Source organism: Pseudomonas sp. 910_23 (assembly GCF_052850795.1).
The window spans coordinates 17,232-36,988 of the sequence record NZ_VXCZ01000003.1 but is presented as its reverse complement, the minus strand read 5'-3'; the positions used below and the strand labels follow the sequence as shown (position 1 = coordinate 36,988).

Sequence of the window (19,757 nt, the reverse complement as noted above, 5' to 3'; positions counted from 1 at the left end):
ATTCAAGGAGACGTTCATGAAGGTTTCTAGCAGCAGGTATACCGAGCAGGCACAGGACACCGGGCGGCCATTGGTGCTGAGCCAGCGCACATCGTCCCCCGCACAGGACAGCCCCATGCTGTTCCAGGAATCCTGCCTGGGCCTGACGGCGGACCAGGACCGCATCGTATTGCGCCGCTACTTCGAACATTACAGCGCCGACGCCGGGCGCTGGGTCGAGTATGCCCACTCCATCCCCATCGCCGAGCTTGTCCATTGGATCATGACCCATGGGCAGTTGCACATCGAATGCTCTCATGACAACCCGAACGAACAGGCAGCCCACTGATGACCTGCAAACGTTCACTGCCGTTATTGATGGCGGCCACCTTGAGCCTGGCGGCCTGCAGCAGCAACCGTATCGAGCCCGAAGACGCGGGTTTTCTTCACGATTACAGCCTGCTTAAAGAGCACCAGAGTGCTTCGGGTCAGACCGTGCTGAGTTGGGTCAGTCCGGCCTTGAAGCGTGGCCGATACAAGCAGGTGTACCTGGCGCCCAGCCAGTTTTTCCCGGCCGTTGAACCCAGCGCCCAGATACCGCAAAGCACCCTCTTCCACGTCACCGGATATTACGACCTGGTACTGCGGTCGGAGCTTGGCAAACACATGTATCTGGCCGCAAAGCCCGGGCCCGACACGCTTACGGTACGCCCCGCCATTACCCGGATCACCACCAGCACCCAAGGCTTGCGCCTGTATGAATGGCTGCCGATCACCCTGGTCGCAGCGGGCGTGAGCACCGCCGCCGGCATCCGCGACCAGGACAGCGAGATCGCCACGCAGCTGTCCCTCGAAGACGGCTCGACCGGCGATGTGGTGGCAGCCATCGTGAGCGAGGGCATCGGCATTCCCCTGGATAACGACAAGCAAGTGATGACCGCCGACAACGTAAAAGAAGTACTCGACGGCTGGGCCCGCGACCTGGGCCAGTCATACAGCGCCGTCGCTCAATAGCACGGCCTCGCTCAAACGTCATAATTCCCTGCCCGTCTGCGTGGTAATCTCCCGGCACCACGAATAGACATTGATCGTCACTTGACGATGACCAAAGCCAGGAAAGAACATGCCCAAGATTTCTCACTCAGCGCTACGCCGTAACTTCCGTGACCTGCTGGCAACGCCCATCTGCGTTGAAACCGCCTCCGTATTCGACCCCATGTCTGCCCGCATCGCGGCCGACCTGGGTTTTGAAGTCGGAATCCTGGGCGGTTCAGTCGCCTCCCTGCAGGTGCTGGCGGCCCCCGATTTTGCGTTGATTACCCTGAGTGAGTTCGTTGAGCAAGCCACGCGCATTGGCCGTGTCGCCCAGTTACCCTTCATTGCCGACGCCGACCACGGCTACGGTAATGCGCTGAACGTGATGCGGACCGTCGAAGAACTGGAACGCGCCGGTGTCGCCGCGCTGACCATTGAAGACACCCTGCTGCCGGCGCAATTCGGGCGCAAGTCCACCGATCTGATTTCGGTAGAAGAAGGCATCGGCAAGGTCAAGGCAGCCATTGAGGCGCGTGTCGACCCCGCATTGTCGATCATTGCCCGCACCAACGCCGGCGTGTTGCCCACCGCCGATGTTATCGCCCGCACCAAAGCCTACGAAAAGGCCGGCGCCGATGGTATCTGCATGGTTGGCGTCAAAGACTTCGAGCACCTGGAGCAAATCGCCGAGAACCTCAGCGTGCCGTTGATGCTGGTGACCTACGGCAACCCGCAACTGCATGACAGCGAGCGCCTGGCCAGCCTGGGCGTGCGCATCGTCGTAGCCGGGCACGGCGCCTACTTCGCCGCGATCAAGGCCACCTACGACAGCCTGCGTGCGCAACGCCAGCTTACCCATAGCACGTCCAATCTCAGCGCCACGGAGCTGACCCACACCTATACGTTGCCGGAGAGCTATGTGGCGTGGGCTGAAGAGTTCATGGACGTTAAAGAGTAATTGCCCTGCCGGTGCTGATTCGCCTTGTCAGCACCGGACTCATCCAACCGCCAAGGCTCACCGCGTTAAAAACTGTGACGGCGCAAAACGGTTGTTTTACGTCATCACAATGAATCCCAGGTACTCGCTGATGTTCTGCATTTCGAAGTATTTTTGCTGAGCATTGAGTACAGGGGCAGGACCATGCAGAAACAGCCTTACGTGCTGACCTTTGGCCAATTGATTGGCTACTGGATCACTGCGCTTCATTTTTACCCTGATCGGCACTGGTTTGTTTTGTGTATCGAACTTGAGCCAGGTTACGACTAAAACTACGTTATCCAGCAGCGACACCGTCGCCTGAGCATGGGTGATGAGTCGATCACATCCCAGGGACGCAATGTTCTTTTGAGCGGCAGTAAGCTGCGCAAACGCATCGAAATAGGTCAGTTGCTGGCCCGCGATAGATAGCGATGTTCGCTGACGGACGTTTACGGTCATAGCAGACCATGCTTCAACAACTTCAGCCAATGTGCCTGGCTGTATAACCGGGGACGTCGACGCCCGGAGCGACGAGACCAGATCTTCCATCTCGGTAACCGTTGGTTTGGCGTTTTTGCGTCGCGTGGAGAGTTTGCCCAAATGGCTTGGGATAAGCGGCGGAGCAACGTAGGCCGCCTTCGGGGCTGACACTCCTGGAAACGCGGACTCGTGAGACGGGGCTTTCTCGTTCACGCAGCGCGGTTTGTGAGAATTCAGCGCCCTGAAATAGAAGTTGCCCAGAATTGAAATGGCCGCAACGACCTCCTCAAGGCAACAAGGGCAAAAATAAAACAGGTCCTTGGGGGCCGCGTGCGCAAAACTGGCCGACACATTCGCGTCCATGTCCCAACACACTGCCGTCGTCATTAACTTAACCATCGTTCAATGTCCCTATCGTCGTTCACCGACAAGCAGGCGCAAGCTTACCTGTTAGAGGGAACTGCAACTACACCAGGAGGCGCCGTGACCTTCGAGCGGGCAGTGTTTAAACTGTTCGCCAACCTTCGATCCGCACTGCATATGAGAGCTACATGGCCAATCACGATCTTTCTTTCACTCCCGACCCGGATGCCGACTCCATCTCCTCCGATGTCATCGGCTTCAACGGCATTCTGGTCTCGACCCAAATCCCGACCCACGCCGACGGCAGCCTGGAGCTGGGCGACATCACCCTGCAAAGCGAATGCACCCTGCAAGCACTGAAAGTCGCGCTGGAAAAAGCCGGCAGTTCCATGGACCGGGTGATGCACCTGACCATCTACCTCACCGATATGGCCGACCGCGCTGCGTTCAATGAAGTCTACAAGCGCTTTTTTGCCAAGCCATGGCCGGTGCGGGCTGCGGTGGGTGTTGCTGCATTGGCGGTGGACGGAATGCGTGTTGAAGTAACAGCGATGGCTGCCAAAGCCTGATATCTATGACGCTACAGCAAAAGTGGGAGGGGGCTTGCTCCCGATAGCGGTGGGTCAGAACAGTTTTAATTACTGACACACCCTCATCGGGAGCAAGCCCCCTCCCACACAGGGCCCTGGGCCCGACAGCCCTGCGGTAGATGCCGGCCGGGCATTTCACGGCTACAATGCGCGCCTCGACCGTGACAAGCCTGACTAAAAAAACTATGTCCTTGCCCAAGCATCACCTTGAATTGCTCAGCCCTGCCCGCGATGTCGCCATTGCGCGCGAGGCCATTCTGCATGGCGCCGACGCCATCTACATTGGCGGCCCAAGCTTCGGCGCCCGTCACAATGCCTGTAACGAGGTGAGCGATATCGCGCAGCTGGTGGAATTCGCCCGTCGATACCACGCCCGCGTCTTCACCACCATCAACACCATCTTGCATGACAACGAGCTGGAGCCAGCGCGCAAGCTGATCCACCAGCTGTATGACGCAGGTGTAGACGCGCTGATCGTGCAGGATCTGGGCGTGATGGAGCTGGATATTCCGCCCATCGAGCTACACGCCAGCACCCAGACCGACATCCGCACCCTGGGCCGGGCAAAGTTTCTTGATCAGGCCGGTTTCTCGCAGTTGGTATTGGCCCGTGAGCTGAACCTGCAGGAAATCCGCGCGATCGCCGACGAAACCGATGCCGCCATCGAATTCTTTATCCACGGCGCCCTGTGCGTGGCGTTCTCCGGGCAGTGCAATATTTCCCATGCGCAGAATGGGCGCAGTGCCAACCGTGGCGATTGCTCCCAGGCCTGCCGTCTGCCGTACACCTTGAAAGATGACCAAGGCCGCGTCGTGGCCTTTGAAAAGCACTTGCTGTCGATGAAAGACAACAACCAGAGCGCCAACCTGCGCGCGCTGGTCGAAGCGGGTGTGCGTTCGTTCAAGATCGAAGGCCGCTACAAGGACATGGGCTATGTGAAGAACATCACCGCCTACTACCGCCAGCGCCTCGACGAAATCCTCGAAGACCGCCCGGACCTGGCCCGTGCCTCCAGCGGGCGTACCGCGCACTTCTTCGTGCCCGACCCGGAAAAAACCTTCCACCGTGGCAGCACCGACTATTTCGTCACCGATCGCAAGATCGACATCGGCGCGTTCGACACCCCGACGTTTACCGGCCTGCCGGTGGGTGTGGTGGAAAAAGCCGGCAAGCGTGACTTGCAGGTAGTCACCCATGAGCCGCTTTCCAACGGCGATGGTCTGAATGTGCTGGTCAAGCGTGAGGTGGTAGGGTTCCGCGCCAATATCGCCGAGCCTAAAGGCGAGTTCGAAGAAGACGGCGAGAAGCGCTATCGCTACCGCGTCGAGCCGAATGAAATGCCGGCCGGCCTGCATCAGTTGCGCCCCAACCATCCTTTGAACCGTAACCTGGACCATAACTGGCAACAGGCACTGCTCAAGACCTCCGCCGAGCGCCGTATTGGCCTGGCGTGGGTTGCGCGTCTGCGTGAAGAGCAGTTGCACCTCACCGCCACCAGCGAAGAAGGCATCAGCGCCAGTGTCACCCTGCCCGGCCCGTTTGGTGTAGCCAACAAGCCGGAACAGGCACTGGACACCCTGCGCGATCTGCTCGGCCAGCTCGGCACCACGGAGTACCACGCCACCCGCATCGAGCTGGACGCGCCCCAGGCGTTCTTCATCCCCAACTCGCAGCTCAAGGCGTTGCGCCGTGAAGTGATCGAAGCACTGACCGCCGCCCGCATCCAGGCGCACCCTCGGGGTGGACGCAAGGCCGAGACCACCCCGCCGCCGGTGTACCCGGATGCGCACCTGTCGTTCCTGGCCAACGTCTATAACCAGAAGGCCCGCGACTTCTACCACCGTCACGGCGTGAAGCTGATCGATGCGGCCTTTGAAGCCCACGAAGAAACCGGCGAAGTGCCAGTGATGATCACCAAGCATTGCCTGCGTTTCTCGTTCAACCTGTGCCCCAAACAGGCCAAGGGCGTCACCGGCGTGAAGACCAAGGTCGCGCCGATGCAGTTGATCCACGGCGACGAAGTGCTGACCCTGAAGTTCGATTGCAAGCCGTGCGAGATGCATGTGGTAGGCAAAATCAAGGGGCATATCCTTGGGTTGCCGCAGCCGGGCAGTGCTGTAGAGCATTTCAACCCGGAAAACCTTATCTATCAGGGCACGCACTAACCGCTCCTGTAGGAGCGGGCTTGCCCGCGAAAAACCTGAGGACGCCGCGTTTTAACCAGAAGCGCTGCGTTATCGTTAGCCTTCTTCGCGAGCAAGCTCGCTCCTACCCAGGTTGCGGGGCCACCACCAGCCCCGCTGCAACCCGGCAGCGGCCAGCAGAATCGCCGCCACACCCAGCCATTGCAGCCACCCCAGGCGATGCCCGAACGCGATCCAGTCCACCAGGATCGCCGCAATCGGGTAGATGAACGACAACGCGCCGGTCATCGCCGTGGGCAGCTTCTGAATGGCCCCGTACAGCAACACGTACATCAAACCGGTATGCACCACGCCCAATGTCGCGAGTGCCGCCCAGGCAGTGGTCGACACGGGCAAGCTGTGCCAGGGCACCAGCGGCGCCAGCAGCACGGCGCCGGTGGTCACCTGGATCAACGCCATCAAATGCGGCGGTACGTCCTTCAGGCGTTTGATGATCAGCGCCGCTACCGCGTACAAAAATGCCGCGCCCAAGGCCAAGGCAATGCCAGCCAGATAATTCCCGCCGCTAGATTGCTCACCATGGGCGGTCACGATCGCCAACATGCCCAGGAACGCCACACTCAGCCACGCCATTTTTTGCACGGTGATCTTCTCACCGAGAAACACCGCCGCCAGCATCACCAGTATGAACGGCTGCACGTTGTACACCGCCGTGCTGATCGCGATGGACGCACGGGAATAGGACTCGAACAGCAACAGCCAGTTACCGACGATCGCCACGCCGCTGAGCACTGCCAGCCCGAGCTTGGCCCAGTTGAGTAACTCAAGGCGCAAATACCCCAGCAACGCGCACACCAGCAGCAGTGTCAGCGCGCCAATCACGCAGCGCCAGAACACCACCTCAAGCACCGACACGCCCGACACCAGCACAAACCAGCCAATGGTGCCGGAGATCAGCATGGCGGCGATCATTTCCCAGGTTCCGCGACGGATCGATGTATCCATGATTGAGGCTCCTCAAGTGAGGCTCAATTATGGCAATCTGCTCGACACGGCTACAGCGACTAAAAAAGGCAAAACCCAGGATTCACCTTTTCTTATTAGGCAAACCTCATGATCGACACTATCGACCAGCAATTGATCGCCGCCTTGATGGACGACTCGCGCCTGTCCCTCAAGACTCTGGCGGGCATCACCGGCCTGTCCTCGCCGAGCGTTAGCGAACGTCTGCGCCGCCTGGAAGAGCGCGGCGTGCTGACCCACTACACCGTCGACATCGACCCCAGGCACTTCGGCTACCTGCTGCAAGCCATCGTGCGCATCCGCCCCCTGCCCGGCAAATTGCAGGAAGTGGAACGCCAGATCCAGGCGATCCCCGAGTTCACCGAATGCGACAAGGTCACGGGTGACGACTGCTTTATCGCACGCCTGCATGTACGCACCATGGAGCACCTCGACACGCTGCTGGACCGGCTGAATACCTATGCCGAGACCAACACCGCTATCGTCAAGAAAACCCCGGTGAAACGGCGTTTGCCGCCGTTGGCTGACTAACAGGGCTGCGTAGCCTGTGGGAGAGTTGGGCAAGTACTCACGCCCAGTGCACGGCCCGCTCACTGGCAAGCTGTTCAACAAACAGCACAATCCGCCGACAGGCTTGCGCCAGACGCTCCTCGCCCAAGGTAAAGGAAAGCCGAACGAAGCCCTGGGCCGGCTCGCCGAAGGCTGCCGCGTCCAGCACCGACACGCCAGCTTCACGAAACAGGCGCCAGGCGAAATCCAGGGACCCCAGGCCCGTGTCGCGCACATCCACCAACACAAACATGCCCGCTTGCGGCGCCTGCACGCGGATGCCCGGGCAGGCGCTCAAGGCAGTCACCACCAGGTCGCGTCGGCGTCGGTAAGTCTCACGCATGCCTTGCGTGACTTCGTCATGGGCCAACACCGCAGCCGTCGCCGCCTCCATCACGAAACCGGGCAAGCCGTACATCATGCTCAACAGCAGGGTTTCAGCGTGCTGCACCATTTGCGCTGGGGCGATGAGCCAACCGATACGCCAGCCGGTCATGGCATGGGACTTGGACAAGCTGCCAATCACGATGCAGCGCTGCGCCATGCCCGGCAACGCCGCGAGGCTGTGGTATTGACCGTCGAACACCAGGCTTTCGTAGACCTCATCCACTACCACCCACAGGTCATGTGCGATCGCCAAGTCCGCAATGGCTTGCAGCTCTTGCCGGTTGAGCACCACGCCAGTGGGGTTGTTCGGATTGGAAAAGAATATCGCCCGGGTGCGCGGCGTGATCGCGGCGGCGAGCAATGGTGGATCCAGTCGAAAGCCGGACTGCGCACTGCAGGGCACCCGCACCAGAGTGGCGCCGCTGGCCTTGAGCGTGGCTTCGTAGGTAACGTACATCGGGTCGAGCACCAACACTTCGTCGCCGGCCTGCAACAGGCATAGCGAGCTGATGAACAGCGCGTTCTGCGCACCGGGCACGATGATGACGTTGTCAGCCGCCAACGGGCGGGCCAGGGTCTGGCGGTAACGGGTCGCGATCGCCTCGCGCAAGGCCGGGCGCCCGGCGATCTCGGTGTAGTGGGAATCTCCCGCGTGCAAGGCATTGACGGCGGCGTCAGTGATAAAGGCCGGCGTGGCGAAATCCGGGTCGCCGACGCTGAGGATGATGACGTCTTCGCCCTGGCTGGCAGCGTCGAACGCAGCGTGGTGGATGTCCCAGGCGGCGACGCCCTGCCCTGCAACTCGCTCAACGAAGGGAGAAAACCTCATGCCAGAGCCTCTGGTGAAAGAATAAAGACGCAAATCCATAAATATGCGCGCGGCAACAATCGGTCAACTTAGTGCATAGCAAACCGTCGTTCAATGGATAAATAGGGCCTTGTCCCCGTGGCAGACAATCACATTGAACCCCCTCCCGGTCGCTGTTCTCAAACCTGCATAGACCACGGCCCTGGAACACGCACGATGACTTTCATTCTATGGTTGGCCGTATTGGGCGCCGTACTGCTCACCCTCGCCCTCACCTCCTCCTATTTGCGCTGGATGCCGGTGACCACCTCAGCGGTGTGCTTGTTGCTGGGCATCGCCATTGGCCCGCTGGGCGTGGACTTGTTGCACCTGGACGTGAAGGGCTCAGCGCGCTGGATGGAGCACCTGACGGAAGTGGCGGTGCTGTTTTCGCTGTTTGTCAGCGGTTTGAAATTGCGCCTGCCGCTCAAGCACCGCACCTGGCGCATCGCCTTTGGCATGGCCGGGCCGGTGATGCTGCTGACCATCCTCGGCACCTGCCTGTTGCTGCACTACCTGTTCGATTTAACCTGGGGCGTTTCATTGCTGGTGGGAGCGATGCTGGCGCCCACAGATCCGGTGCTGGCCGGCCTGGTGCAGGTCAACAATGCCCAGGACTATGACGCATTGCGATTCGGCCTGTCCGGCGAAGCAGGATTGAACGACGGCACTGCGTTTCCTTTTGTGATTTTTGGCCTGCTGTTTATGCAACATGGCGGTTTCGACGGCGACTGGTTCGGCGGCTGGGTGCTGAAGAACCTGCTGTGGGCGGTACCGGCCGGGCTGTTGATGGGTTACTGGATGGGCCGCGGCATTGGCCGTATCACCCTGCGCCTGCGCTTGATCAATGCCGATAGCACCCTGTCACCGAATGACTACCTCACCCTCGCGCTGATTGCCCTGGCGTATGTGACGGCTGAAGCGGTCGGCGGCTACGGCTTCTTGTCGGTGTTCGCGGCGGGCCTGGGGCTGCGCCAGGCCGAGGTCAAATCCACCGGTTATGCGCAAACGCCGGCCGAGCACCTGGCCCAGCCGGTGGTGGGCCATCTGGAGATCGAGCCCGAGCAGGCGCTGCACGGTGACATCAGCCAGTTGAAGGACACCCAGATCGCCGCCGGCGTGATGATGGGCGACATGCTGGCTTTCGGCAGCCTGGTCGAGCGCTCGATGGAGGTGTTCCTGGTCAGCGTCTTGGGCATCGTATTGGTCAGCCATTGGGATTGGCGCGCGCTGCCGGTGGCGGCGTTGCTGTTCTGTGTGGTTCGCCCGCTCAGCGTGTTTGCGATGCCTTGGGGCAGCCTGCTGGATCGGCGGCAACGCAGCCTGGTCAGTTGGTTTGGTATTCGTGGGATCGGCAGCCTCTACTACCTGTTCTATGCGCTCAACCATGGGCTGATCGGTACCAGCAGCGCCGTGGCGGTGAACCTGACCCTCTCGGTGATCGCGCTGAGCGTGATGGTGCATGGCCTCAGCACCCAGCCCTTGCTGGCGTGGTACGAACGACGCGCCGCGCACAAAAAATGAATCCTGCGCCGCGCTTGGCGTGACGGATAACCGCGTACCGGGCCAGAAGGTTTCACTGGATCAAGCACAGTAAGAAGACCTACTGTTCAAGCTCACCGATCCCTCTGGCCCGTCGCCGGATCAATCCTGACTGTCGGTATTGCCGACGTCGGCCGCTTCATCCAGATCGTTGAGCGGCACTTGCGCATCATCCATCAGCGAACCCGGATCTTCATTGCCGGGGTCGTTGAGTTCTTCGTCGAGTTCTTTCGACATGACCGTCTCCGCTAACCGCCTTGGGTATCGATATCGGCATCGGTTTCAGGCTTGTGCTCGCGCTCAGGCTTGAAGTCTGGACTGTAGTCGTTTTCCCTGGCCTTGGGGTCGCTGGCAGGCGTCGGGTCCTTGGGCGCATCGGCAGCGGTGCCCGGAGCAAGCTCGCCACCATCGATGGCAGGGTCATTGCGGTTGCTGGTTTGGGGATCGTTGGATGTAGACATGGCATACCTCTTCACAGACCGGTGATAAATCTTTACCGCGTAAAGCTAAGGCGCCACGTGCCCCAGTGAAGTTCCGTCCGATTGCTCAGCGCAGTGGATTGTCCACCTGGATATAAAACGCATAGATGCCCAGCACCAGCCAGAACACCATGAACAACCACGGCGCGCGCATGGAAAACAGCAACGACTTGCGATAGCCCTTGTGACTGGACTCCATTTCGGAAAACAGCGGCGATTCATCGTAGGCCAGGCCCATCACCGGCTCGCTGCGCAGCAATTCGCTTTGCTTGTAGTGCCAGTGATCAATGATCTGGTAGGCCGCGCGTATGCCAGGCCAGGCGTTGAGCGAGCTGAGAATACCCAGCGCGGCGAGGATCACCGGCACCACCAGCGTGAACAGCTTGCCCCATTCCGGGTTGAGGTTGCCCATGCCGGACACGAAGGCGATCACCAGAAACGATTGCGCAGTGAGGTAAGCGTCGGTGCGGTTGGCCAGGATGCTGGTTTCGTACTGGATCTCGCGCCGGTAGAAGTCGAGGCGATCCTTGGGCGAGCCGAAGATCTTGGCGTTGTGTTCGCTATGGTCGGTCAGGGCCGCTTCCGGCGTGTTTGGGGAGATGATTCGGGGCACAACGATGCTCCACAAAGTGACGGGACTCATTAGAAGAATCGGACGTGGATGAAGTTCAAGTTTCTTGCGCACCAAGTCAGGGCGCCCTCTGCCCCCATGTGGTGAGCCCGCTTCTGTGGCGAGCGAGCTTGCTCGCGCTGGGCTGCGCAGCAGGCCCCCACAAAAGCGCGATCGCTGCGCACTCCAGCGCGTGCAAGCTCGCTCGCCACAGGTAATCGCCACCTTGTGTGCGTTCCGGCACATCCCTTGCTTTATCCATTCATCTACCCGAAAACAGGAGCATTCGTTACCCCGCGACCCAGAGCCGACTCCATAAGAAAGTAAGGACCAGGCCTGTTGGCACCCTCAGCCACGGGCTCATAAGAACATGCGTTTTTCAAGCGGCAGTGCCACCCAGGAAATCCTCGGCACTGACAAGGTACTGGAATGGCTCGAACTTTCTTCGATGAAATGAATGACGCAAACGGCGTATGCCGTGCCCACTATCAGGATTTTTCCCGCTGGCTGGCCAACACGCCGCCGGAACTGCTGGCCCAGCGTCGCCGTGAAGCCGACTTGCTGTTCCATCGCGCCGGGATCACCTTCACCCTGTATGGCGACGAGCAAGACACCGAACGCCTGATTCCCTTCGACATCATCCCCCGCAGCATCCCCGCCAGTGAGTGGAGCCTGATCGAGCGTGGCTGTATCCAGCGGGTCAACGCACTGAACATGTTCCTCGCCGACATCTACCACGACCAGCGCATTATCAAGGCCGGGATCATTCCGGCAGAACAGGTGCTGGGCAACGAGGGCTATCAGACGGCGATGGTCGGCCTGGACCTGCACCGCGACATTTACTCGCACATCTCCGGCGTCGACCTGGTACGCGACGGCGACGGCACCTATTACGTGCTCGAAGACAACCTGCGTACCCCCAGCGGCGTGAGCTACATGCTCGAAGACCGCAAGATGATGATGCGCCTGTTCCCGGAAGTGTTCGCCAAGCAACGCATTGCGCCGGTGGACCACTACCCCAACCTGCTGCTCAAGACCTTGAAAAGCGCCAGCCGCCTCGATAACCCCAATGTGGTGGTATTGACCCCTGGGCGCTTCAACAGCGCTTTTTTCGAACACGCGTTCCTGGCGCGGGAAATGGGCGTGGAGCTGGTCGAAGGCGCCGATCTGTTCGTGCACGACCTCAAGGTATTCATGCGCACCACCGATGGCCCCAAGGCGGTGGACGTGATCTACCGGCGCATCGACGACGCCTTCCTTGACCCCGAGGCGTTCAACCCCAAGTCAATGCTCGGCGTACCCGGCCTGGTGGCGGCCTATTGCGCGGGTAATGTGGTGCTCGCCAACGCGATCGGCACCGGGGTGGCTGACGACAAGTCGATCTACCCCTATGTGCCGGCGATGATCCGCTTCTATCTGGACGAGGAGCCGGTGCTGCAAAACGTACCGACCTTCCAGTGCCGCAAGCCCGATGAACTGTCCCATGTGCTGGCCAACCTGGAACAACTGGTGGTCAAGGAAACCCAGGGTTCCGGCGGCTACGGCATGTTGGTGGGCCCCGCCTCCAGCGCAGCCGAGATCGAAGATTTTCGCCAGCGCATCAAGGCGCGTCCCCACGCTTATATCGCCCAACCGACCTTGAGCCTGTCCACTTGCCCGACCTTTGTCGAAAACGGCATCGCGCCCCGGCATATCGACCTGCGCCCCTTCGTGCTCTCGGGCAAGGAAACCCGCCTGGTGCCGGGCGGCTTGACCCGCGTGGCGCTGAAGGAAGGTTCGCTGGTCGTCAACTCGTCGCAAGGCGGCGGAACCAAGGACACCTGGGTGGTGGAGGGCTGAGTATGTTGAGTAGAACCGCTGCTGATCTGTACTGGATGTCGCGCTACCTGGAACGCGCCGAGAACCTGGCGCGCATGTTGGAAGTCAGTTATTCACTGTCGTTGATGCCCCAGGCCGGGCGCAGCGATGGCCTGGATGAGCTGGCAATGTCGTTGCTCAGCAGCGGCACCCTGGACAGCTACCTGGAGCGTCACCAGACCCTGGATGCCGAGCGCATGTTGCACTTCTTCGCCCTGGACGAAGAAAACCCGGCCAGCATCTACAACTGCCTGCGCGCCGCCCGAGGCAATGCCCACGCCGTGCGCGGGCGCATCACCGCCGATATGTGGGAAAACCTCAACGCCACCTGGCTGGAAATGCGCAGCATCGCCGCCGGCGGCCTGGCGCGGCATGGCATCAGCCACTTCTGCGACTGGGTCAAGCAACGCTCGCACCTGTTTCGCGGCGCGACCTCGGGCACCATCATGCGCAATGACGCCTACCGGTTTATTCGCCTGGGCACCTTTGTCGAACGCGCCGACAACACCTTGCGCCTGCTGGATGCGCGCTATGAGATGTTTGGTGAAGAGTCCGAAGAAGTCAGCGACTTGTCGGCTCGCGGTTATTACCAGTGGAGCGCCCTGCTGCGTGCGCTGTCCTCGTTCGAGGCGTACACCGAGTTATACCCCAACGCCCTGAATGCACGCTCGGTCTCGGAGCTACTGCTGTTACGCAGCGATGTCCCGCGCTCGCTGCACGCGTGCATCGAAGAGTTGAGCCATATCCTCGCCGACTTGCCCGGCAGTTACGGACGCACGGCGCAGCGCCTGGCGGCGGAGTTCGAAGCAAGGCTGCGGTATACCGGGATCGATGAGATTCTGGAAGATGGACTGCACGCCCGGTTGACGGACTTTATCGACACCGTGCGCGAGTTGGCGCGGGCGATACACAGTTCTTACCTGGAAGTGGTCTAAGCAACACCACCGCTCAAATGTGGGAGGGGGATTGCTCCCGATAGCGGTGGGTCAGCTACATACTGGCTGGCAGATACGCCGTAATCGGGAGCAAGCCCCCTCCCACATTTGAATCGCCGTAATCTGTCAAACATTGATCGCCCACCACCTCGGCAGCAACTGTCGAACCCGTGCCTCGCCAAAGCGGTCATCAATCAACATCACCACGCCGCGGTCGTGCTGGCTGCGGATCACCCTCCCCGCCGCTTGCACCACCTTCTGGATGCCGGGATACAGGTAGGTGTAGTCATACCCCGCGCCGAAAACCTCGCCCATGCGTGCCTTGATCTGTTCATTCACCGGGTTGAGTTGCGGCAAGCCCAGGGTGGCAATAAAAGCGCCAATCAAACGCGCCCCCGGCAGGTCGATACCTTCGCCAAACGCGCCGCCCAATACCGCAAAACCGATGCCTTGGCTGTGCTGGGTGAACTGGTCCAGGAACGCCTGGCGCTCGGCCTCGGCCATGCCGCGTGACTGTAGCCACAGTGCAATCTGCGGGTGTCGCTCGGCGAGTAACTGCGCCACTTGCTGCAGGTAATCGAAGCTGGAGAAAAACGCCAGGTAGTTGCCCGGCTGCTCGGCAAATTGCCGGGCGATCAATTCCACAATAGGTTCCAGCGACGCCTGGCGGTGCACAAAGCGTGTAGAGATGCGCTCAACGATGCTGACCTGCAATTGCTCGGCCTTGAACGGCGACTCTACATCGACCCAGGCAGTATCCGCCGGCAACCCGAGTAAATCGGCGTAATAGTGGCGTGGGCTCAGGGTCGCGGAAAACAGCACGCTGCTGCGAGCCGCCGTCAATCGGGGCCGGATGAATTCGGCCGGCACCACATTACGCAGGCACAGGGTCGAGCTACTGCGCTTGCCACTGAACTGGCGCTTGCTGATGTCGAAGATGAAGTGTTCGTTGAATAGCTCGGCCACCTTGGAAAATTGCAGTGCTTCAAAGTAGAAGGCTTGCAGGTCTCCATTGAGGGACTCGGGGTGATCGTTGAAGTAGTCGCCCATGGCGCTGGTGCACAGGCTCAGGGCCTGTAGCAGTTTGTCGGGCCGGGTGGCATAGGCCTGATACGGCGCGACTTGTTCCTTGTGCAACGCGTTCCACTCGCGGTTCAGGCGCTGCAAGGGTTTGTTCAGCGGCTCGGGCGCGGTATCGCGCAAGGTCTTGAGGCTGTATTGGTCGAGGCTGGCGCTGTACATCGAACGGGCGCGTTCCACCAGGTTATGGGCCTCGTCGACCAGCGTCGCAACACGCCATTGGTTCAACTGCGCCAGGCCGAATAACAGGGCGCCGAAGTCGAAAAAATAGTTGTAGTCGGCGACTACCAGGTCGGCCCAGCGCGCCATTTCCTGGCTGAGGTAATACGGGCACACGTCATGGGCCAGCGCCACACTGCGCAGCCTGCGCTGATCAAGCAGGCGAACCCTGGACGCGGCCTGGCGGGCGGCGGGCAAGCGGTCGTAAAAACCCTTGGCCAGTGGGCAGGAATCACCATGGCAGGCTTTATCCAGGTGTTCGCACGCCTTGTCCCGTGCAACCAGCTCAAGTACACGCAGCGGCAGATCCGGACTGCTGTCGTACAGCACCTGGGCGGCATCCAGAGCGAGCTTGCGCCCCGGCGTTTTGGCGGTAAGGAAGAACACCTTGTCCAGCTGCTGCGGCGCCAGCGCCTTGAGCATCGGGAAGAGGGTACCGACGGTCTTGCCGATGCCCGTGGGCGCCTGGGCCATCAGGCAACGGCCGGTGCTGACCGCCTTGTAGACCGACTCGGCCAACGTACGCTGCCCGGGACGAAAATCGGCATGGGGAAATGCCAGGGCTTGGGCGGCCTTGTTGCGCTTATCGCGGTGCTGCATTTCCAATTGGGCCCAGTCGAGGAACAACGCACATTGCTGATTGAAAAAGCGCTCAAGCTGCGCCGCCTCGAGACGTTGGTTCAGCAGCGTCTCGCCTTCGCCAACGATATCGAAGTACACCAGCGCCAAGTCGATTTCGCCGAGGCCGAGCTTCTGGCACATCAGCCAGCCATACACCTTGACCTGGGCCCAGTGCAGTTGCCGATGGTTGGCGGGCTGGGCAGAGAGGTCGCCGCGGTAGGTTTTGACTTCTTCAAGGCGGTTGGCGTCGGGGTCGTAGCCGTCCGCCCTGCCCCGCACGTTGAGCTGCTGGTATTGCCCCTCCAGGGCGACTTCATTCTGGTAGTGCGCGCTGCGCCGGGACGCCACCGTACGGTGGCCGACGATACCTTCCTGGGCGCTGGGCGACGGGGTAAAGCGCAGGTCAAGGTCGCCGACCTTGGCCGTGAACTCACACAGCGCCCGTACGGCCACGCTGTAACTCAAGCGGGTTGCTCCGCCCAGCGCACGTAACAGACGGTGACCGGCATCTGGTACTCGCCGCAAAATTGCAGCCAGCGCAGTTGGTTGTCTTGCAGGCGGTCGCCCGGGCCCTTGACCTCGATCATGCGGTAGGTTTTTTGTGCAGGCCAGAACTGGATCAGGTCCGGCATCCCGGTGCGGTTGGCGCGGATATCCAGCAGCAGGCGTGTGAACCAATGGCGCAGGTGCTCGGCGGGCAGGCAGGCCAAGGCTTGCTCCAACAGCTCTTCGCTGAGCAGGTTCCAGAACACGAAAGGTGATTGGATACCCCATTTGTCCAGAAAACGTTGGCGGATGGTGGCCTTGTAGCGCTCATCCCCCAGTTGCTCGAAACACGCAGCAAACAACGCCTCGCGGCGTTGATGGAAGTCTTCGCTGTGCAGGTCCGCCGGCCCACGCTGGAACGGATGGAAGAACGCGCCCGGCAGCGGCGCGAAAATCGCTTCCCAGCACAACAGGCCGAACAGCGAGTTGATCAACCCATTCTCGACGTAATGCACCGGTGCCTCGGGCTCGTTCAGGTGCGCCTGGACGCAGTATTCCACCGACATCAGCGGCGCCTGGGCGAGTGCCAGGTCAAGGCGTGCAACCGCTTGCGGCTTGGCCTTGGGCAACGCCGGTTCGCCGAGTTTGCGGCGCAGGCGCGGCAATACACGCAGCAAGTGCTGTTGTTCAGCGGCGCTTTCCGGGGCCTGCTGGGCTGCAGTGGCCAGGGCCAGCGCTCGGGCGTAATCCTCTTGACGCTCAACGACCCGGATCAACCGCGCACGTGCACCGGGATAGGCGCAGGCAAGGTAGATCTGTTCAGCCAGCGCAAGCTCGGCGCAGCGCTCGCAATACTGGCCGATCTGGAACAACAGCTTGGCGCGGCGTTTTTCCAGCCAGGGGTTGTCGGTGCGCAGGCCGGCGATCTGCACCAGCAGCGTGTCCAATGCCTCACCGGCTTCAAACGCTTGCTGGCACTGGTGCAGGAACAGGAACCCCACCACGTCGTCACGCGTGCGTAACCCGCGGGACTCGGCGCAAATCTCGACTTTTTCATAGGTGTAGATGCCCAGGTCTGCCAGCACGAACTCGGACCAGTCCTGGTGCAGGTTGCCAAAGAACATCAAGCGCAGGCGATCACACAACGCCATGACCGTAAGGCTATAGAGCACATCATCCAAGCCCGGGCACCATTGAGCAAAACTGCGCGGCTCGCTGAACTGCGCCGCCAGCGGTTCGAGCCAGGTGGCCTTGTTGCCCTTGGGCTGATCGATCCAGGGCCTGAACGCGCCGAGGATTTCGCCCTTTTGCAGCAAGGCGAACAAGGTGGCAAACGGCAGCGGGCTTTGGTCATCCACCCATCCCAGTTCTCGTAATGGGCCCGCTGCCGCATGGGGGCAGCCGATTTCCACATAATTAAGCTTGGCGCCGCGAAAATGCACACCCTTGCGCATCACCATGCGCACCAATAACGCCTGGGACGCCTGGGGCAACCTGTCAAATTGCTGAATGAAATGCTGTTCGTCCGCATCGAGCAGATCGGCATAGCGTTGCCCCAGCCAGGCCAGGACCTGGCGGAAGTTATGCAGGTAATACAAGGGGTCTTCGAGGGGGTTGGCCATGGCGCAAGGGAGTCAAATACTGGTTATGCATACAGAGTGCCGATGCAAAGCCGTTGTTGCAATCGGTAATAGATAAATGGCGCCTGCAACTTTTTGCAAAAAAACGATCAGATGAGGGAGTTGATCGCGTAACATTTATAGCCCACAGCCAGACGCTGCGGGACTTTTCAGGGTTAAAGGTAAGGGTTATGAACATGAAGAATTTGGGTCTGCCGCTGGTTGCACTCACTTTTCTGGTATTGGCCGGTTGCTCCACGCAAACGGTAGTGACATTGCAAAATGGCACGCAGTATTTGACCAAGGACACGCCCAACGCCAAGACAGCCGACGGCTTCTATGAATTTACCGATATCGCCGGCAAGCGCATTCGCATCAAGGCCGATGATGTAGCCACGGTGCGCAAGGAAAACTAATCTTCGAATCAACACCGATCAAATGTGGGAGGGGGCAGGCCCCCTCCCACAGTTTTCAACCGCATTCCAACTTAAGCGATAACAATCCCCTCCCCCGACAGACTGCTCACGCCCACCAACGTCACCGAATCGGCGCCAAAACTGATCACCGTATCCCCGCCCACCACCTTGGTGTGATCGCGATAATCGGGACTGCCCTGCACATCGTTGAACACCAGCTTGTCTGTCGACTGATAGCCAACCACTCGATCATTACCAAACTGCCCACTGAACAAAAACGTGTTATGCCCGCTGCTGTCGCGGATCGTGTCATTACCCTTGCCGCCTTCGATAAAGTCCGCTCCCCTGCCGCCCTTGATCAGGTCATCGCCGTCGCTGCCGATGATAAAGGTATTGCCCTTGTGCGCCTCGGCATTGCGGTTCAAGTCCTGTACCCAGGTGTTGGCCCGTGCCGGATCGGACAGGTTGGCGACGATCACTGTGGAGTCACGGGTCATCTGCTCGTAGAAGCCGGACTCAAGAATGCGTGTCATGCCGTCACCATAACCGGTGGGCAAGTGCGAGACCCAGGTCGGCAGGTTGAGGATGGAAAACGGCAGCACGTTCCACAGTGCGGAAGCGTAGTGGTCGTTGAAGCTGACAATATTGTCGGTGCTCGACTCGTGGGGTTTGTCGTGTACGCCCAGGGACGACAGGTTGAATGAGGAACCGTCCAGCGCCCGGAATACCGGGTCGTTTTCGTAGCCGACGTTAAGCACCTTGTCGCCGGCGCTTTGGGTGGGCGACGCATAGGCTACGTAATTGGAATCGGTGTAGAACCCTGACCATTTGCTCCCGCTCAGATCCGCCATGCTGTTGACCGCAAGGCCGCCCAGGCTGTGGCCGCTGACCACCACATCCTTGCCGCTCAGGCCCTGGGCGCTGGCATAGTCAGCGACGTTGCCGAGCAAGTTGCCAAACGCCTCGCCAGCGTAATTTTTTGCATAGTCCTTGGGACCGAATGCAGCAAGCAGGTCACTGATCACATCCCCGATGGAATCGGTGATCAGGCTTTCCCGTGGCCCCGAGGTGCCACGAAAGCCGATGCCGATTTCCAGCAGTTTGCCGGCGTCATCGTATTTGCCCAGTACTTCCACTTGGGCGGTACCGTAGGCAGCCTTTTCGCCAAAGAAGGTGCCACGGGCATCGACCTTGCCGGTATAGCCCAGGGTGCTGGCGCTGATGGGGGTCCAACCGGCCTGTTGCACTGCGTCGAGGGCGGCTTTTTCTGAATCCGGGTTCCACGGGATCCCGGGAATCACGCCTTGGGCGTTGCCGCTGCCAATCAGCGCGCTCACCAGCGTGGCCGGCAGGCCAAGGCCCAAGCCGTTGTTCTGGTAACCCACGGCAAAGCCGTTATCCAGGTTGTGGTAGGAATACATCGTGATCGCCATCGCATCGGCGAACAACGTTTTGGAGCCCTCGGTGCCGAGGTTTTTATAGTCAAAGATACCCATTGGTAGTGCCTCTCTGTTGTT

At 60.3% G+C, this 19,757-nt stretch carries 18 protein-coding genes and 1 pseudogene; 10 read left to right on the top strand and 9 right to left on the bottom strand.

The features are described from left to right. Positions 1-16: 16 nt before the first annotated feature. The 3 genes from FW800_RS04150 (at position 17) to FW800_RS04140 (ending at position 1,972) form a co-directional block, all read left to right on the top strand. Positions 17-328 carry a hypothetical protein gene (locus tag FW800_RS04150; RefSeq protein ID WP_248132268.1) on the top strand — a complete coding sequence of 104 codons (312 nt, stop codon included), beginning with the start codon at positions 17-19 and terminating at the stop codon, positions 326-328. Continuing rightward, complete coding sequence (locus FW800_RS04145) at positions 328-993, top strand: DUF3313 domain-containing protein (RefSeq protein WP_078821385.1); 666 nt, start codon at positions 328-330, stop codon at positions 991-993. Before FW800_RS04150 ends, FW800_RS04145 begins: the two co-directional genes overlap by 1 nt. Before the next feature lie 109 nt (positions 994-1,102). Next, positions 1,103-1,972 carry an isocitrate lyase/PEP mutase family protein gene (locus FW800_RS04140; RefSeq protein WP_005788420.1) on the top strand — a complete coding sequence of 290 codons (870 nt, stop codon included), beginning with the start codon at positions 1,103-1,105 and terminating at the stop codon, positions 1,970-1,972. Between the two features lie 96 nt (positions 1,973-2,068). On the opposite strand, the gene FW800_RS04135 is transcribed toward FW800_RS04140, so the two are convergent. Further along, a complete protein-coding gene (locus FW800_RS04135) occupies positions 2,069-2,872 on the bottom strand; it encodes a hypothetical protein (protein ID WP_446437028.1) in 804 nt (267 codons plus the stop codon). A gap of 152 nt (positions 2,873-3,024) precedes the next feature. On the opposite strand from FW800_RS04135, the gene FW800_RS04130 reads away from it, so the two are divergent. Both FW800_RS04130 and FW800_RS04125 read left to right on the top strand, forming a co-directional pair. Then, positions 3,025-3,405, top strand: a complete 381-nt coding sequence (locus tag FW800_RS04130) for a RidA family protein (RefSeq protein ID WP_032875277.1) — start codon at positions 3,025-3,027, stop codon at positions 3,403-3,405. 206 nt (positions 3,406-3,611) lie between these two features. After that, the gene (locus tag FW800_RS04125; RefSeq protein ID WP_446437027.1) at positions 3,612-5,591 is read left to right on the top strand and encodes a peptidase U32 family protein; all 1,980 of its coding nucleotides are present in this window, start codon (positions 3,612-3,614) and stop codon (positions 5,589-5,591) included. A gap of 75 nt (positions 5,592-5,666) precedes the next feature. On the opposite strand, the gene FW800_RS04120 is transcribed toward FW800_RS04125, so the two are convergent. After that, positions 5,667-6,575, bottom strand: a complete 909-nt coding sequence (locus FW800_RS04120; RefSeq protein ID WP_446437026.1) for a DMT family transporter — start codon at positions 6,573-6,575, stop codon at positions 5,667-5,669. Between the two features lie 108 nt (positions 6,576-6,683). Here FW800_RS04120 and FW800_RS04115 point away from each other — a divergent pair, with 108 nt between their 5' ends. After that, positions 6,684-7,124 carry an Lrp/AsnC family transcriptional regulator gene (locus FW800_RS04115; protein WP_446437025.1) on the top strand — a complete coding sequence of 147 codons (441 nt, stop codon included), beginning with the start codon at positions 6,684-6,686 and terminating at the stop codon, positions 7,122-7,124. A gap of 58 nt (positions 7,125-7,182) precedes the next feature. Here FW800_RS04115 and FW800_RS04110 read toward each other — a convergent pair. After that, positions 7,183-8,358 (bottom strand): annotated as a pseudogene (locus tag FW800_RS04110) (pyridoxal phosphate-dependent aminotransferase); the annotation flags it as partial. Between the two features lie 195 nt (positions 8,359-8,553). Between FW800_RS04110 and FW800_RS04105 the strand changes: the two are divergent. After that, positions 8,554-9,900: a cation:proton antiporter gene (locus FW800_RS04105; RefSeq protein WP_446437024.1), complete on the top strand. Its 1,347-nt coding sequence runs from the start codon at positions 8,554-8,556 to the stop codon at positions 9,898-9,900. Positions 9,901-10,020: 120 nt separating this feature from the next. On the opposite strand, the gene FW800_RS04100 is transcribed toward FW800_RS04105, so the two are convergent. The 3 genes from FW800_RS04100 to FW800_RS04090 all read right to left on the bottom strand — a co-directional run bounded on the left by FW800_RS04100 (position 10,021) and on the right by FW800_RS04090 (position 11,010). After that, on the bottom strand, positions 10,021-10,155 hold the full coding sequence (locus FW800_RS04100; RefSeq protein WP_005788437.1) for a hypothetical protein: 135 nt from the start codon (positions 10,153-10,155) through the stop codon (positions 10,021-10,023). An 11-nt stretch (positions 10,156-10,166) separates the two neighbouring features. After that, the gene (locus FW800_RS04095; protein ID WP_446437023.1) at positions 10,167-10,379 is read right to left on the bottom strand and encodes a hypothetical protein; all 213 of its coding nucleotides are present in this window, start codon (positions 10,377-10,379) and stop codon (positions 10,167-10,169) included. Positions 10,380-10,464: 85 nt separating this feature from the next. Continuing rightward, entirely contained in the window at positions 10,465-11,010 is a 546-nt protein-coding gene (locus FW800_RS04090; RefSeq protein WP_032803895.1) for a hypothetical protein, read from the bottom strand. Positions 11,011-11,436: 426 nt separating this feature from the next. Here FW800_RS04090 and FW800_RS04085 point away from each other — a divergent pair, with 426 nt between their 5' ends. Continuing rightward, entirely contained in the window at positions 11,437-12,846 is a 1,410-nt protein-coding gene (locus FW800_RS04085) for a circularly permuted type 2 ATP-grasp protein (RefSeq protein WP_446437022.1), read from the top strand. 2 nt (positions 12,847-12,848) lie between these two features. Continuing rightward, positions 12,849-13,799: an alpha-E domain-containing protein gene (locus FW800_RS04080; RefSeq protein ID WP_446437021.1), complete on the top strand. Its 951-nt coding sequence runs from the start codon at positions 12,849-12,851 to the stop codon at positions 13,797-13,799. Between the two features lie 126 nt (positions 13,800-13,925). On the opposite strand, the gene FW800_RS04075 is transcribed toward FW800_RS04080, so the two are convergent. Further along, entirely contained in the window at positions 13,926-16,184 is a 2,259-nt protein-coding gene (locus tag FW800_RS04075; RefSeq protein ID WP_446437020.1) for an ATP-dependent DNA helicase, read from the bottom strand. Then, positions 16,181-17,827 carry a VRR-NUC domain-containing protein gene (locus FW800_RS04070; protein ID WP_446437019.1) on the bottom strand — a complete coding sequence of 549 codons (1,647 nt, stop codon included), beginning with the start codon at positions 17,825-17,827 and terminating at the stop codon, positions 16,181-16,183. The genes FW800_RS04075 and FW800_RS04070 overlap by 4 nt, the downstream gene beginning before the upstream one ends. 188 nt (positions 17,828-18,015) lie before the next feature. Here FW800_RS04070 and FW800_RS04065 point away from each other — a divergent pair, with 188 nt between their 5' ends. Then, positions 18,016-18,240 (top strand): YgdI/YgdR family lipoprotein, encoded by a 225-nt coding sequence (locus tag FW800_RS04065; RefSeq protein ID WP_005788446.1) that lies wholly within the window; start codon positions 18,016-18,018, stop codon positions 18,238-18,240. Between the two features lie 71 nt (positions 18,241-18,311). On the opposite strand, the gene FW800_RS04060 is transcribed toward FW800_RS04065, so the two are convergent. Next, complete coding sequence (locus FW800_RS04060; protein WP_446437018.1) at positions 18,312-19,736, bottom strand: polyurethane esterase; 1,425 nt, start codon at positions 19,734-19,736, stop codon at positions 18,312-18,314. Positions 19,737-19,757 lie beyond the last annotated feature (21 nt).

What these genes read in the sequence shown, in the direction of transcription:
- FW800_RS04150 (WP_248132268.1), top strand. Translation starts at nt 17, where the DNA reads ATGAAGGTTTCTAGCAGCAGGTATACCGAGCAGGCACAGGACACCGGG.
- FW800_RS04145 (WP_078821385.1), top strand. Translation starts at nt 328, where the DNA reads ATGACCTGCAAACGTTCACTGCCGTTATTGATGGCGGCCACCTTGAGC.
- FW800_RS04140 (WP_005788420.1), top strand. Translation starts at nt 1,103, where the DNA reads ATGCCCAAGATTTCTCACTCAGCGCTACGCCGTAACTTCCGTGACCTG.
- FW800_RS04135 (WP_446437028.1), bottom strand. Translation starts at nt 2,872, where the DNA reads ATGGTTAAGTTAATGACGACGGCAGTGTGTTGGGACATGGACGCGAAT.
- FW800_RS04130 (WP_032875277.1), top strand. Translation starts at nt 3,025, where the DNA reads ATGGCCAATCACGATCTTTCTTTCACTCCCGACCCGGATGCCGACTCC.
- FW800_RS04125 (WP_446437027.1), top strand. Translation starts at nt 3,612, where the DNA reads ATGTCCTTGCCCAAGCATCACCTTGAATTGCTCAGCCCTGCCCGCGAT.
- FW800_RS04120 (WP_446437026.1), bottom strand. Translation starts at nt 6,575, where the DNA reads ATGGATACATCGATCCGTCGCGGAACCTGGGAAATGATCGCCGCCATG.
- FW800_RS04115 (WP_446437025.1), top strand. Translation starts at nt 6,684, where the DNA reads ATGATCGACACTATCGACCAGCAATTGATCGCCGCCTTGATGGACGAC.
- FW800_RS04105 (WP_446437024.1), top strand. Translation starts at nt 8,554, where the DNA reads ATGACTTTCATTCTATGGTTGGCCGTATTGGGCGCCGTACTGCTCACC.
- FW800_RS04100 (WP_005788437.1), bottom strand. Translation starts at nt 10,155, where the DNA reads ATGTCGAAAGAACTCGACGAAGAACTCAACGACCCCGGCAATGAAGAT.
- FW800_RS04095 (WP_446437023.1), bottom strand. Translation starts at nt 10,379, where the DNA reads ATGTCTACATCCAACGATCCCCAAACCAGCAACCGCAATGACCCTGCC.
- FW800_RS04085 (WP_446437022.1), top strand. Translation starts at nt 11,437, where the DNA reads ATGGCTCGAACTTTCTTCGATGAAATGAATGACGCAAACGGCGTATGC.
- FW800_RS04080 (WP_446437021.1), top strand. Translation starts at nt 12,849, where the DNA reads ATGTTGAGTAGAACCGCTGCTGATCTGTACTGGATGTCGCGCTACCTG.
- FW800_RS04070 (WP_446437019.1), bottom strand. Translation starts at nt 17,827, where the DNA reads ATGGCCAACCCCCTCGAAGACCCCTTGTATTACCTGCATAACTTCCGC.
- FW800_RS04065 (WP_005788446.1), top strand. Translation starts at nt 18,016, where the DNA reads ATGAACATGAAGAATTTGGGTCTGCCGCTGGTTGCACTCACTTTTCTG.
- FW800_RS04060 (WP_446437018.1), bottom strand. Translation starts at nt 19,736, where the DNA reads ATGGGTATCTTTGACTATAAAAACCTCGGCACCGAGGGCTCCAAAACG.